General features: G+C 52.3%; 13 protein-coding genes. 11 read left to right on the plus strand and 2 right to left on the minus strand.

The window, feature by feature from the left end; translation table 11 throughout:
* Positions 1 to 44: 44 nt before the first annotated feature.
* A complete protein-coding gene (locus tag Q2B33_RS09640; RefSeq protein WP_300913967.1) occupies positions 45 to 1,439 on the plus strand; it encodes an ABC transporter ATP-binding protein in 1,395 nt (464 codons plus the stop codon).
* The gene (locus Q2B33_RS09645; protein WP_300572642.1) at positions 1,429 to 3,186 is read left to right on the plus strand and encodes an ABC transporter ATP-binding protein; all 1,758 of its coding nucleotides are present in this window, start codon (positions 1,429 to 1,431) and stop codon (positions 3,184 to 3,186) included. The genes Q2B33_RS09640 and Q2B33_RS09645 overlap by 11 nt, the downstream gene beginning before the upstream one ends.
* A gap of 442 nt (positions 3,187 to 3,628) precedes the next feature.
* On the opposite strand, the gene Q2B33_RS09650 is transcribed toward Q2B33_RS09645, so the two are convergent.
* Positions 3,629 to 4,147, minus strand: a complete 519-nt coding sequence (locus Q2B33_RS09650) for a TetR/AcrR family transcriptional regulator (RefSeq protein WP_300572640.1) — start codon at positions 4,145 to 4,147, stop codon at positions 3,629 to 3,631.
* A gap of 192 nt (positions 4,148 to 4,339) precedes the next feature.
* Here Q2B33_RS09650 and Q2B33_RS09655 point away from each other — a divergent pair, with 192 nt between their 5' ends.
* Positions 4,340 to 5,308, plus strand: a complete 969-nt coding sequence (locus tag Q2B33_RS09655) for a hypothetical protein (protein WP_300572637.1) — start codon at positions 4,340 to 4,342, stop codon at positions 5,306 to 5,308.
* 21 nt (positions 5,309 to 5,329) lie between these two features.
* Entirely contained in the window at positions 5,330 to 5,911 is a 582-nt protein-coding gene (locus Q2B33_RS09660; RefSeq protein WP_300572634.1) for an ABC transporter ATP-binding protein, read from the plus strand.
* A 157-nt stretch (positions 5,912 to 6,068) separates the two neighbouring features.
* On the opposite strand, the gene Q2B33_RS09665 is transcribed toward Q2B33_RS09660, so the two are convergent.
* On the minus strand, positions 6,069 to 6,524 hold the full coding sequence (locus tag Q2B33_RS09665) for a hypothetical protein (RefSeq protein WP_300913968.1): 456 nt from the start codon (positions 6,522 to 6,524) through the stop codon (positions 6,069 to 6,071).
* Between the two features lie 471 nt (positions 6,525 to 6,995).
* Between Q2B33_RS09665 and Q2B33_RS09670 the strand changes: the two genes are divergently transcribed.
* The 7 genes from Q2B33_RS09670 (at position 6,996) to Q2B33_RS09700 (ending at position 13,021) form a co-directional block, all read left to right on the plus strand.
* Positions 6,996 to 7,778 carry a trans-aconitate 2-methyltransferase gene (locus Q2B33_RS09670; RefSeq protein ID WP_296474680.1) on the plus strand — a complete coding sequence of 261 codons (783 nt, stop codon included), beginning with the start codon at positions 6,996 to 6,998 and terminating at the stop codon, positions 7,776 to 7,778.
* 22 nt (positions 7,779 to 7,800) lie between these two features.
* The gene (locus Q2B33_RS09675; protein ID WP_296462562.1) at positions 7,801 to 8,151 is read left to right on the plus strand and encodes a DUF2200 domain-containing protein; all 351 of its coding nucleotides are present in this window, start codon (positions 7,801 to 7,803) and stop codon (positions 8,149 to 8,151) included.
* A gap of 327 nt (positions 8,152 to 8,478) precedes the next feature.
* On the plus strand, positions 8,479 to 8,838 hold the full coding sequence (locus tag Q2B33_RS09680; RefSeq protein ID WP_251208587.1) for a BlaI/MecI/CopY family transcriptional regulator: 360 nt from the start codon (positions 8,479 to 8,481) through the stop codon (positions 8,836 to 8,838).
* Positions 8,839 to 10,503: a M56 family metallopeptidase gene (locus Q2B33_RS09685; protein ID WP_300572625.1), complete on the plus strand. Its 1,665-nt coding sequence runs from the start codon at positions 8,839 to 8,841 to the stop codon at positions 10,501 to 10,503.
* A 400-nt stretch (positions 10,504 to 10,903) separates the two neighbouring features.
* Positions 10,904 to 12,397: a TROVE domain-containing protein gene (locus tag Q2B33_RS09690; protein ID WP_300913970.1), complete on the plus strand. Its 1,494-nt coding sequence runs from the start codon at positions 10,904 to 10,906 to the stop codon at positions 12,395 to 12,397.
* On the plus strand, positions 12,394 to 12,537 hold the full coding sequence (locus tag Q2B33_RS09695; protein ID WP_300913972.1) for a hypothetical protein: 144 nt from the start codon (positions 12,394 to 12,396) through the stop codon (positions 12,535 to 12,537). The genes Q2B33_RS09690 and Q2B33_RS09695 overlap by 4 nt, the downstream gene beginning before the upstream one ends.
* A gap of 97 nt (positions 12,538 to 12,634) precedes the next feature.
* Positions 12,635 to 13,021 (plus strand): tetratricopeptide repeat protein, encoded by a 387-nt coding sequence (locus Q2B33_RS09700; protein ID WP_296474662.1) that lies wholly within the window; start codon positions 12,635 to 12,637, stop codon positions 13,019 to 13,021.
* Positions 13,022 to 13,150: the final 129 nt, after the last annotated feature.

Consider the following 13,150-nt stretch of genomic DNA (forward strand, 5'->3'; position numbering starts at 1 on the left):
GTTTCTGGGCGGGTTACCAAACGGTATGTAACGGGATTGAGCTGGTGGTAAAATGCGTGGCCCTTATGAGCATCGTCATGCAGGCAAGCGTCCTGAGCGGCGCGGCGATTTTGCTGGTGAGCGTCCCGCTTTTTTCTCTGGCCTATAGAACCGGCAGACAGAATTACGTCCTGCAAAAAGACGCGGTGGAGGTCAAAAGACGGTATCAATATCTGTCCGCAATCCTGTCGGACAGGGACCATGCGAAAGAGCGGACCCTGTTCGGGTATTCCGGACAGATAACGAAGGAGTATGACCGTCTCAGCGACTATGCGAACCAGAAGGAGGCTGCCATCGAGAAGAAGAGATATGCCAATATGAAGAGCGGCTCGCTGACCATGGTCATGCTGGCAGTGATTATCATGCTGCTGCTCCTTCCCGCCCTGAGCAGCGGGAAGCTGTCGAACGGGTTATATGTGGGACTTGTGACCTCTATTTTGAACCTTGTCCAGGGCATGTCGTGGAATCTGTCAGGCATCATGCAGGGGGTTGCGGATTTCAATGCGTACCTGAAGGATGTGAACGTTTTTTGGGCCATGGAGGAGAAAGAGGACGCCGCTGCGGAACCGTTGAAGATTCCGGGATTCCGGGTGGAATCGATTGAATTCAGGAAGGTGTCCTTCCGCTATCCGGGGCGGGAGGAGTATGTGCTCAGGGACTGCTCGTTTGTGCTCCGGGGAAATAAGTGCTATGCGGTGGTGGGCAGGAACGGCGCGGGCAAATCCACGCTCACGAAGCTGCTGACCGGATTGTACGAGGAGTATCAGGGGCAGATTCTGATCAATGGAAAGGACTTGCGGGAATACCGATATGGGGAGCTGAAGTGGATGTTCTCTGTGGTGTTCCAGGATTTCGCCCGGTATGCTTTGTCGTTCCGGGACAATATCCTGGTGGGGAACGTGAAGGAGGACAAGGAGCAGCTGCTGGAGCAGGTCATGGAAAAAATGGAATTGGGAGCCTGTGTACAGGAGCTGCCTTGGGGGTTAGACAGCAAGCTGGGGAAACTGGAGAAGGACGGTGTGGATCTGTCCGGAGGCCAGTGGCAGAAATTAGCGATTGCAAGGCTTTTGTACAGCAAAGCCCCAATCAACATCCTGGACGAGCCTACCGCGGCCCTGGATCCCAAAGGGGAGGCAAAGGTGTATGAGATGTTCTGGCAGGTCACAATGGAAGGGGAGCGCTCCAAGGAAGAAGGGATTTCCAAGGAAGAAGCGCATTCCATGGAAAAATTCACGATTCTGATCACGCACAGGTTGGGCGCTGCGCGCATGGCGGACGAGATTCTGGTATTGGATCAGGGAAAGATTGTCGAGCAGGGGACGCATAAAGCTTTGATTGGATTGGAGAACGGGCTTTATAAGGAGATGTTCGACAGTCAGAGGTGTTGGTATGAGACATAAGAATTTTATTTACAATAATCTGGTGGGCATAAGGCTCCTGTACAGGATGTTCCCGAAAAGCATTATCTTATACTCGGTATTGCAGATGCTGCACGGCGTTTCCTGGGTCTTGCAGGTCATGAGTGTACAGTATTTTTTTGACGGGATTTCGGAGAATGGGGGAGATGTACTATCTCTTGTAGTCAAAATACTGCTGTTAGGAGCGGCATGTGCTTTTGCGCAGACTATGAACGGCGTGGCGAACTGTTACGGGCAGATTCTGAACCGAAAGGTCATAAAAGAGACCAATAAGGTTCTGTTCAGGACGATTGACAGGAAGGATGCGATTGCCTTTGAATATGCGGAGGAACTGGATCGGATCAACAAAGCTGTCCGTGGTTCGGAAGGTGTCTTTTGGGTGAGCACTACCATCCTGGATATCCTTTTCTTTTATGCTTTTTATTTTGTGGTGATGAGCTGGTACCTGTTTTCCCTGGCGCCTGTCCTCAGCATCAGCACAGTCATTATTTTCATACCAAACGTGATAACCAGACTGCTGCATATGATATCCTTTGAGCATCTGGAGAATGAGGCCGCGCCTGTCCGGAGGAAGATGGACTATTATGGGGACTGCGTCATCGGAAAAGAGTATTATAAGGAGACCCGCCTGTGGGGATGCGGCAGCTACTTTTTCGACAGGTACAATCAGATGCTGAAGAAGCTGAACGGATTGCATTTCCGCATGCAGCTCCGGAAGGAAAGGGTGAATTTCTGCATCCATGTCCTGACTGTGGCGGCTTATGGCGCGATTATCGCCATGCTGGTCTATTATGTGCTGGCGGGCATCATTTCCGTGGGGGCGTTTGCGGCGGTCTTTGCTGCGCTCCGTGAGTTTTATGGGTTCATGGACGAAGTGATATCCGAGCGCCTGGCCATCGCCATAGAAAATATGGCCATGGTAAAGAACTACCTTGCGTTCATAGGGGAGGATCCGGGGGAACAGGAGCAGATTGCACTGCCTGAAAAGTTCGAGATACGGCTGGAGGATGTGTCTTTTGCCTACCCGCAGTCTGGGACAGAGGGAGAGAAGTTCGTGCTTTCGGATATCAATCTGCGGATTCCCTGGGGGCAGACGGTTGCTTTGGTAGGAGAGAACGGAAGCGGGAAAAGCACGCTGTGCCATATCATTGCGGGGCTGTATTCGCCTACAAAGGGGACGGTTTCCTATGAGGGCGTGCAGAAGGGCGCCGGACGGATTGTAAGGGGAATCTCTGCGGTTTTTCAGAAGTTCTGCCGTTACAGCATGTCGCTGGGGGAGAATATCAGGATTAGTGACGCTGCCGGCGATAAGTCTGCGGACAGGCTGAATCGGATTTGTGATGACGTTGGCGTAGACCCTGGATGGGCTGGGGGAATGGACGGCATGCTGGGAAGAGAGTTCGGAGGGACGGAACTTTCCGGAGGCCAATGGCAGCGGATCGCAATCGCAAGAGGGATATACAGGAACAACAGCCTTTTGATTCTGGACGAACCTACGGCTGCCATAGATGCCCTGGAAGAGAAGTACCTGTATGAGGAATTTGGCAGACTGTCGCGGAACTGCACTTCGATTATCGTGACCCACCGGCTGGCTTCCGCGCAGATTGCGGACAGGATTCTTGTGATTAAGGAGGGGCGCATTGTGCAGGACGGGAGCCATGATGAGTTGATTGCGGCCGAAGGGGAATATAAGACGATGTATGAGCTGCAGAGACAGTGGTATCAATAGGGAGAAGATATCCGCAGGCATCTGGCATTGGGAGATGGTCAGGAAGCCGGAGAGTCTGCACGCAAAATCACAGGGGTAGAATTTTATGGATGGTTCTTTGTCAACGCCCTGGTGTGTCCGGCGGGTATTGAAAGAAAGCTTCTCCAGTCCCCCGGAATCTCCCGCCCGTTTCGTATGGATCCGTTGATGGCCATCCGGTGAAGAGTTTTGCGGACTCCGCTGATTTTATGCTGCATAACGCTGAATACTGCCTAATGTAATCATGCGATTCAACCAGCCGGCGTTATGCAGTCTGGTTTCACGGCAAGTGAAATCGTTAAGCAGGAAAATCTCATAACAAGAATAAACATAAGCGTGGCAATCGGGGAACCGTGACCTATGTGCGAATATATTATACTGGAGGACTAAAGGCTGAAAACGCAATTTTCTTGCCAGCTTGTCTTTATAGGTTTTGATTTAGGCCAGAGGTGATGGTGTCGTTAATATGCTTTTGTATCTGCTCGGGCGTTTCATCAAAATCATATTTCATCCACTGATAGATAATCCCGAAGTATCCATAGATAAAAAAGGACATAAGATACGAGGCTTGCTTATCGTATGTTTCCCCCGAAGGTATCAAATCCTCAAGCGCACGCATAATGACAGAAATAAGATCATTGTGATAGAGCATTGAAAACAGACGCCTATTTTCATAGATAAATTCTGTCAAATCAGAGTTCTTTCCCTGCTTGTCGATTTCGTGCTTATCCGAATGCTGCTCCCATTCATATTTTATCTTGAAAAGGAGCATTTCCTCTTTACTGTTTTTGTTGTCAAAGTATCTGTAAAAAGTAGTTCTGCCGATGTCTGCTTCCTTGCAAATCGAGTTTACATTGATTGTATCAAAGTCTTGGGTCTTCATCAGCTTGATAAGCGCGTCCGCAAGACATAGTTTCATAAATGCTGTTTGATTCTTCTTCATAAAGGAACAAAATCCCCCTTTTTGTACCGCATAGCGTGATGGCGGCATCTTTTTTACTGATTCGCATTGACGCTCCATGGGACCGTCAATATAATATGACTTAAATGAAACAAGTGTTTTATGTCATGACACTTGTTCCGGAATTATTATATCGAAACCAGATTGTTCTGTCAAGCGGAAGGAGATTTATCTATGAGAAAAGTCATGAAAATAGTGGGGCTTGTGATTTTAGCGATTGTCATTTTAATCGTACTTGCAGCGGGATTCCTGCTGACCAAAAACTACATTGATTCCCAAAAGCCCTGGCTGGAGAATGATTACTATACGCAGTTTTGGTCTGATTCGGAACTAGAGAAAAAGTATGCGGGCCTTGGAGGCTATGAAGTATCCCGCGAGGTAGTCCAATCCGAAGATAAGACGATAGGGAATATCCGTATTTGGTATCCATCTGAAATGAAGCATAGTCAAGATGATTATCCGATGATAGTTGTCGTGAACGGCAGCAATACAGCAGCATTAAACTACGGACCCTATTTTGAAAGACTTGCTTCATGGGGATTTATTGTTGTCGGCAATGACGACAGACAGTCAGGAACAGGGACATCCACCTCACGAACGTTGGATTACATGCTGGGGCAGAATCAAAATTCCAACAGCCTGTTTTATGCCAAAATCGATACCCAAAATATCGGAATTGCCGGATATTCACAAGGCGGTGCGGGTGCGCTCAGAGCGGTAACCGAATATGAAAACAGCGGTCTGTACAAAACCATTTTTACAGGCAGCGCAGCGCATTCCTACCTTGCACAGATGTGGGGCGGATATGACGCTTCCAAAGTGTCGATTCCGTGGTTTATGACTGCTGCTGCCGGAAATTCTGATGATACCGGTGCGACGGACGTAGCGAAAGAGTGGCTTGGCGTTGCTCCGCTTTCCTCTTTGGTCGAGAATTATAATGCGATGCCGGACAATGTATGTAAGTTTCGTGCAAGAGTCGCAGGAGCGGAGCATGAGGAAATGCAGATGAAGACCGACGGATATATGACGGCGTGGATGCTATACCAGTTGAGGGGAGATGAAGACGCCGGCAAAGCGCTTATAGGCGAAAACGCGGAAATCCTAAACAACGCCAACTGGCAGGATATCGAGAAGAATAAGTAAGGATCAGACTATGCAAACCCAATGGGTAATCTGTTCCAAGAAAATTTGTCCCGGGCAGAGCTGGCCAGAAGCATCGCCTATCTCCCCCAGGGAAAGAACGTGCCTGACATCTCCGCGGACCGCATGGTCCTCCACGGGCGGTTCCCCTATCTGAACTATCCTAGGAGATACAGGGAGGCGGATTTTCAGATAGCCAGGGAGGCCATGAGACAGATGGGCATGGAGGAGCTGGCCGGGATGCAGATGTCCCGGCTGTCCGGCGGCATGCGGCAGAAGGTGTACCTTGCCATGGCCTTGGCTCAGGAGGCTCCTGCCATCGTCATGGACGAGCCTACCACCTACCTGGACATCGGGCAGCAGATGAAGTTCGCGGGAATCGTCCGGCGGCTGTCCGGGGAGGGCAAGACAATCGTCCTGGTGCTCCACGACATCCTGCTGGCCCTGAAGATTTCCCACCGGATCGCTGCTGTGGCAGAGGGGAGGATCTCCTGGAGCGGCACGCCGGAGGAGATGCTGGAGGAAAATGTGGCGGAGAGACTCTATGGCGTGGCCGTGGGAGCCGTGAGGACGGACGGGGGCGAGCAGTATTACTATAAACTGTAAAACACATGACAGTGTACCATACCATGGATTTGGAGCCGGCGAGGAACCCTATTGAAGATTCAGGCTTCCCCGGCAATTCCTTCTGCACGAAATTCCTCTGGCCGTGAGCCGGATGGGATTGCCGCCTCCGTGGGCTGCTGCATTATCGAGATAGCATCTAGGACTTTTGGAATGATTCAGCATATGCTAAAAACCGCTCTGTAGAAAGGATTCCCTCATGAAAAACCGCATCGTATATTTCCTTGCTGTGACAATGCTTTTTCCCTTTATCGAATCCATAAAGCCTCCGGCTTATTAAATCCTGTTTTATGGTGATGACGGCATTTTTCAGCGTCGGGTTTTCGCCCGTGAGCCGGGCGATATCATTGGCGTATGCAATGGAATCGTTGATTTCAGTCTGGCTTTTCCACCAGATATCTACATTCCAGCGGTCGCCCGATATGCTTGTTTCAAATCCTAAAAATGCCGATTCATTTTCCATATGGAACGCTCCGTCAAAATGGCCTGGCACAAATTTTTTGAGGATCTCTGACGCTAGGCCATAGTAATTTGCCCCATTCAGACTGGACTTATCTATATAAAAGTCCAAATCGTTCCATGTCATGATATTCATCCCATAGCTGCCGACAATATAGGCCTCTCCGTATTTTTTATCCCCCTTTTCCTCCACGGCGAGAGGATTCAGGGAGAAGGAGAACAGCAGGAAGGCCTGCCAGCAGCCGCATGGAGGTCAGGGGCTGATTGGGGGCCAGCTCACCGTTCAGGATCTGGGCTTTAATCTGCTCATAGGCGGGGATTTCGCTTTGCAGGGAAAGGTGGATGTTGTATATGCACTATGGGCATAAATGTCAAGAGGAAAATAGAGTAGGGACAGCGTATGACAGAATGTTGTCATCCACGGATTTTGGATGGGGTGTTTCCGAATAGGGAGAAATTATATCGCTTTTCCGGGGTGCATGTGCTATACTGAACAATGTAACTTCAGGCGAATACCATGACCTGAAGCGGACTTATAATGAGTTATAGGCGGAAGGTGTGGATTGGAAAAAGAGCATGGAAAACAGGAAACATGGAGGAAGATAAAATGACCGTATTTGAAAAAACATTCGACGATGCAGCCATAGATTATGACCACAGCCGTCCCACCTATGTAAAAGAGATTTACGAAGACATATTCCGCTATAAACCTGTTGGCTCTGACAGCCATGTGCTGGAAATCGGCCTGGGAACGGGAAAGGCATCGCAGCCCATATTGGAAACACGATGCCATTTTACCGGAATTGAGCCGGGGGAGCGATTGGCCGACCTGGCGCGGAAACGGTATCAGACTTATGCGAATTTCACCGTATGCAATCAGACCTTGCAGGATTTCATCAGTCCTGACGAATCGTTTGACCTCATCTATGCGGCGACTGCATTTCACTGGATTCCGGAGGAATATGGCTATAAGCGCGTCCATGAGCTGCTGAAGCCGGGAGGAGCCTTCGCCCGCTTTGCCTACCATGCAGGGACGGATAAGGGGCGGGAGGAAATGACGGAAGAGATTCAGGAGATTTATTCGAAATATATGCACCAAGAGGAGCCTCTCAGGGAATACGGTGTGGAGGATGCGAAGAAACTGGCTGAAACCGCATGCCGGTATGGCTTCTGCGATGCCGCATATCAATTATATTCTACTACAAAAGAATTCACTGCCGATGAATATATGACGTTATTGCGCACATATCCCAATCATATGCGGTTAGAAGAATCAAATCGGAAAATGCTCTTTGAAGGGATTCATTCCGCAATCAGGAACCATGGCGGCATCATGACAGTATACTACACAATGGATCTGGAGCTGGCCAGGAAACCGGCACGAAACTGAGATTTATGCGAGGAGGCAGATTATGAAAAACGAAAAGATATATGGCATGGCCTTTGGGAAACTGTACCCCATGCTGATTGCAAAGGCGGAGCGGAAAGGGCGCACCAGAGCGGAGGTGGATGAAGTCACCGGCTGGCTGACCGGGTACAGCAAGGACAGGTTAGCGGAACTTATGGAAAGCGATATCACCTACGGAGACTTCTTTTTACAGGCCCCGGCATTGAATCCGGAGCGCAGACTGATAAAAGGCGTGGTCTGCGGAGTCCGCGTGGAGGATATCGAAGAGCCCCTGATGCAGGAAATCCGCTATCTGGACAAGCTGGTGGACGAGCTTGCCAGAGGGAAGGCGCTGGAGAAGATTCTGCGCAGGTGATGGGTTCCGGGAGAGGGGGATATTATACATCATCGTATTTAGAGGTAATTATCCGAAGCCGGAATCGCAGGGATGAGATGTCTGAATGTGTAGAATGCCGGCACATCGTTTATCGATTTTGCCACAGTGCCGCCGGAGCTGATGAGCTCTTAGCCGATGGACATGTGTGACAAAAATAGAAAAAATATTTCCCAAAGCCCGGTTGACAACGCTGGACTATTGTGATAGTCTATAAAAGAGCTCAGACTATTGCAATAGTCCATTTTGCGTTTTCAGAACACCAAAATTCACAACACCAAAAACACAACTCACCAAAAAGGAGGTTCCATGGACGGAAAGCTATTTGATTCGGAACTGAAGGTCATGGAGGTTCTGTGGGAACAGGGGCCTACCCTGGCCAAGGACATCGTAGACATACTGGCGGGCCGCATCGGCTGGAACAAGAATACCACCTACACCGTCATCAAGAAATGCATGGAAAAAGGCGCCATCCAGCGCAGCGAGCCCGGCTTCCTGTGCACGCCCCTGGTCACCAGGGAAGAGGTGGCGAAAAGCGAGACAGAACAGCTCATCGACAAGATGTTCGGCGGCTCCAGCGAGCTGTTCTTTTCATCATTTCTGAAGAACCAGGGGATTTCGGAGGCGGAGGCCCTCCGGCTTGCCCGCATGATAGAGGAGGCGAAATAAATGTTACATTTCAGGATGAATATGCCGTTTTACCTGATGGCATTTTACGGGAGCGTCATGATTGCGGCGGTTCTGCTGCTGCGGGCGCTGCTCAAAAATAAGTTGCCAAAGTTCGTGTTCCCCGCGCTCTGGGGCGTGGTGCTGCTGCGTCTGCTGGTGCCCTTTTCCTTAAGCAGCCCCTTAAGCCTGCCGGTGCCTGCCGGGCTGACAGGGCTGTCAGAATCTATGGCGATACATGAAGATGAGACGACATGGGTTGCAGAGGATTTGCCACAGACGCAGTCCGGCACTGCAGGGTCCGAAGCGACAGGAGGCGATGGGACAGCGCACACCTGGGCTTCGGAGAGTCCTGATGTCCCAGGCACGGATAATGACACGGCAGTGGTAGAGGAGGGGGTAATGGAAGGATCTTCCGGCTACGTCATGGATACCGGCACTTCCTTCCTGCCGCGAAGTTTTTTCCCGGGAAACAATTCCCTGGGAAGCGATTCCCTGAGAAATGCCCTGCCTGCGCTGTACCTGCTGGGTCTGGCCGTTGTGGCGGGAATCCTGGCATGGCAGAAAATCATCTACGCGAAGAGGCTGAAAGGCGGCCTGCTGATGGAGCGCAATGAAACCGTGAACGGGCTGCTGCGGGATATGGGGATGGGGCATGTGCTGGTGTTCTCCAATGACGAGATCGCCTCCCCGCTGGCCTACGGGCTGATCGGCCCCCGCATCTACCTGCCCACCCGGATGGACTTTGGAAATGCCGTGCTGCTGCGCCATGTGCTGGCCCATGAGGCCATGCATATCAGGCGCAGAGACAACTGGGTGAAAGCCGTCATGCTGGCGGCCGTCGTGCTGCACTGGTACAATCCCCTGGTGTGGCTGATGGCGAAATGCCTGGCTTCCGACCTGGAGGCCGCCTGCGACGCCGCCGTGCTGAAAAAATATGACACAGACCAGCGCAAGAGCTATGCCTACAGCCTGCTGGCCATGGCCGTCAGTGCCAGCCGCAGCTCCCTGCTGTACAGCGCTTTCTCCAAAACCGAGGTAGAGAGGCGGGTGAAGGGGATTCTGGCGTTCAGGAAAGCCTCGGCCTTTGCATTGCTGCTTTCCGTATTGCTGCTGGCGGGGGGCACGGTTGCCTTTGCCACCGGGGGGCAGGCCCCTTTTTCCCATGCCTTGACCAGCTACTGCGCCAGCTCGGGCTCCAGATGGGGCGTGAAGGTGGAAATCACCCGGGACATCGCCCTGGGGCAGCGTCCCCAGAAGCGGGCGGAGGACGCAGTGTTCTCCGTGCTGGACGCGGACGCCTCCCAGGACCCGGACATCATCCGGGAGGCGGTCCAGGCAGCGCTGGCCCGGGAATTCGGCGTGGAGCGGAGCGCCTTTGACGTGTCGGTGAGCCTGTGCCTGGATGCGGAGACAGTGGACGCCCAATATGCCGAATGGGGAATCGAACGCCTGGACAATGGCTTCCTGCGCTACCAGGGGCAGCAGGTGCGCACTTATCGGGACGAGATGCTGAGCTCCTATCAGTCGAGGGAAGACGGAGGTGTAGACATCGTTGTCCGGAGGAACCGCCTGGGAGAGATTACCGCCGTAGACGCCTGGCATGCGGGAGAGGAGGAATACGACAGGCGCACCAAAGAGCTGGAGCGGCATGACTCCCGCTATTGACAAGACAGAGCCGGACCAGGGAGGTGCCGGGGAGCAACGGCAGGCCGGGAATACGCCGGAAATGTAGCAATCGCGCGCACAGGGGAATTAACAAATCCCCTGTTCCGGCCGATAAAGAATATATACCTTAGATATGTGACAGTAAAAGCAGCCCCGATGCGCAGGAGACGGTTACTTCGATAGTAAAATCGCGTTGTTATGGGTTCGAATCCCATCTGCCGGGAGACCGGCAGTAGCTCAATGGTAGAGTACGGCACACCGTCTCCGTCCTTTCTCGGGGCTTTTTGCTTATACCGGTATTTATGCCGGAAAGATGCGCGAAAGCGTCAGGGGCTCTTACGTGCGCCGGAGTTTTGCCCTTTCGTGCCGTGGCGCGGCGACTTTACAGGAGGTAACCAAAATGAGCCGTTTTCGAGCCATACTTGATTCTGCCGGGAAAAACGGGACAGTGGAAAATTTCATGGGAGGAGAATCCTACAGAGTGGGTCCGCTGGACACCCTGAAGATGATTACGGCCTCCTCCATCTTCGGGGAACCCTCCTATTACCGGGAGGGCGGACTGGGCGGAGGCCTCCGGGACGGAAAATACAGATGCTGCGCGCTCCTGGAGGGACATCTGCTCTTCGGCAGCGCCTGGGAGGGCCGCACCACCACGGAAATCTTGGAGAGCGCCATAGACGAGGCCCTGGAGGCGGACTTCGAGGGGACGCTGCGCTGGGCCGCCACATTGCGGGCGGATTTCTCCATGCGCCTGAATCCCCAGGTCATCATGGTCAGGGCGGCGCTGCACCCCGGGCGGCAGGAATTCACCCGGACCCACCCCGGCCTGTTCGGGGAGCTGGAGCGCCGGGTCATGAGCCGGGGGGACGATGCCCTGTCCCAGTTGGCCTATTTCCTCTACAGCAACCATGGAAAACAGAATATGCCCAGCCTCCTGAAGCGTTCCATAGCGGCTGGGCTGGAGCGCCTGGAGCCCTATGAGGCCGCAAAATATAAGAACGCGGAGATGGGCCTGAAGGATGCCGTCCGCATCACCCATGCCCATTCCACCCTGATCGACGAATTTATGGCCACCGGTTCCGTCAAGCTGCCTTCCGGGAAGAAGACATGGGAGAACCTGCGCTCGGAGGGCCTGGACTGGAAGGAGATCTTCGGGCAGATTTCCATGGGCCATATGGCCCTGCTGCGGAATCTGCGGGGTGTTTTCTCGGAAATCGAGGACGCGGCATTCTGTGAGGAATATTTAAACCGCCTAAAAAGCGGCGTGGCAGGGGGCAGACAGTTCCCCTTCCGGTACTACAGCGCCTACAAAGCGGTGGAGAAGAGCGAATGCGCCCACAAACCCCGCATCATGGACGCGCTGGAGGAGTGCATGGATCTGGCCATGGCGAACATGCCCGGATTTCAGGGCAAGACCATGTGCCTCTCGGACAATTCCGGCTCCGCCTGGGGCGCCATCCCCTCGGAATACGGCAGCGTCCGGATAGCGGTCATCGACAACCTCTCCTCCGTCATCGCCGCGGCGGCCTCGGAGGAGGGCTATGTGGGCAAATTCGGGGACGGCCTGAAAGTCTTCCCGATTTCCAGACGGGGCCAGATCCTGCGCCAGTGCAAAGAGATATCCGAAAAAACGTACACGGACGTGGGCGCGTCCACCGAGGGCGGCATCTGGGAATTCTTCAAGAATGCCATCGGGAAAAAGGAACACTGGGATCAGATCTTCATCTACTCCGACCAGCAGGCGGGCCATGGGGGCCTGTACGGAACCGATGCCCAGAAGCGGGAATACCGGGAAGGGGGCTTCGCATGCCGGTGGGGCAGCCGGGGACAGGGAGACTATATCAATGTCTTCGACCTGGTGCTGGAATACAGGCGGAAGGTGAACCCCATGTGAACGTATTCTCCATCCAGACTGCCGGGTACAACAATGCCTGCATCCCGGAGTACGCCTACCGCACTTGCATCCTCTACGGATGGACCGGCAGAGAGCTGAGCTTCGCCAGGCAGATGATAGATTTATGGGACGGGAAGTAAAAAATGTTTGAATTAGTTCAATGCAAATGATAAAATCAATGTGACATATCAGTATTTACCAGGTGAAGAACGCATAAAACGAGGAGGACAAAACTACATGGCTGGATACTATGAACCCTGTGAAGAATTTGATATCTGCAATAGGCTTATCGAAAAGTATTGGGAAAGCAGGCAATTCGAACTGTGCTTTCAAGGGTATTTAAAATTAGCCGAGGAAACGAATTATCCGTTAGCAGAATGTCAGGTTGGATATTTTTATTTAGAAGGCATTGGTGTTGCAAAAGATTTAGAACGGGCGTTTTATTGGACTGAACGAGGAGCAATGCATGGTGATCGGGATGCTCAATACAATTTAGCAGTGATGTACGAAGAAGGAATCGGTACTGAATTCAATCAGGAAGAGGCGATTCACTGGTACAAAGCGGCCCGTGCTCAGGGACATAACTTAGCAGAGGAGAAATGCAAAGAGTTGAACATAGAGTGAATTACTTGTTTCTGACAGTTCCTGTTAATTCCCGCGGGCAATGACCCAAGCGGCCGTTGCCTGCCAAGCCAACAAAGCGTTGGCTTGGCCAGTTGGCGACTGCCCGTCATACCCATATCCTTTCATTTT

This window comes from uncultured Acetatifactor sp., assembly GCF_948601915.1.
Classification (GTDB): domain Bacteria; phylum Bacillota; class Clostridia; order Lachnospirales; family Lachnospiraceae; genus Acetatifactor.

Excerpts from the sequence above, each read along its gene's own strand:
- Q2B33_RS09645 (WP_300572642.1), top strand. The coding sequence starts at position 1,429 with ATGAGACATAAGAATTTTATTTACAATAATCTGGTGGGCATAAGGCTC.
- Q2B33_RS09650 (WP_300572640.1), bottom strand. The coding sequence starts at position 4,147 with ATGAAGAAGAATCAAACAGCATTTATGAAACTATGTCTTGCGGACGCG.
- Q2B33_RS09655 (WP_300572637.1), top strand. The coding sequence starts at position 4,340 with ATGAGAAAAGTCATGAAAATAGTGGGGCTTGTGATTTTAGCGATTGTC.
- Q2B33_RS09660 (WP_300572634.1), top strand. The coding sequence starts at position 5,330 with ATGGGTAATCTGTTCCAAGAAAATTTGTCCCGGGCAGAGCTGGCCAGA.
- Q2B33_RS09665 (WP_300913968.1), bottom strand. The coding sequence starts at position 6,524 with ATGAATATCATGACATGGAACGATTTGGACTTTTATATAGATAAGTCC.
- Q2B33_RS09670 (WP_296474680.1), top strand. The coding sequence starts at position 6,996 with ATGACCGTATTTGAAAAAACATTCGACGATGCAGCCATAGATTATGAC.
- Q2B33_RS09675 (WP_296462562.1), top strand. The coding sequence starts at position 7,801 with ATGAAAAACGAAAAGATATATGGCATGGCCTTTGGGAAACTGTACCCC.
- Q2B33_RS09680 (WP_251208587.1), top strand. The coding sequence starts at position 8,479 with ATGGACGGAAAGCTATTTGATTCGGAACTGAAGGTCATGGAGGTTCTG.
- Q2B33_RS09685 (WP_300572625.1), top strand. The coding sequence starts at position 8,839 with ATGTTACATTTCAGGATGAATATGCCGTTTTACCTGATGGCATTTTAC.
- Q2B33_RS09690 (WP_300913970.1), top strand. The coding sequence starts at position 10,904 with ATGAGCCGTTTTCGAGCCATACTTGATTCTGCCGGGAAAAACGGGACA.
- Q2B33_RS09700 (WP_296474662.1), top strand. The coding sequence starts at position 12,635 with ATGGCTGGATACTATGAACCCTGTGAAGAATTTGATATCTGCAATAGG.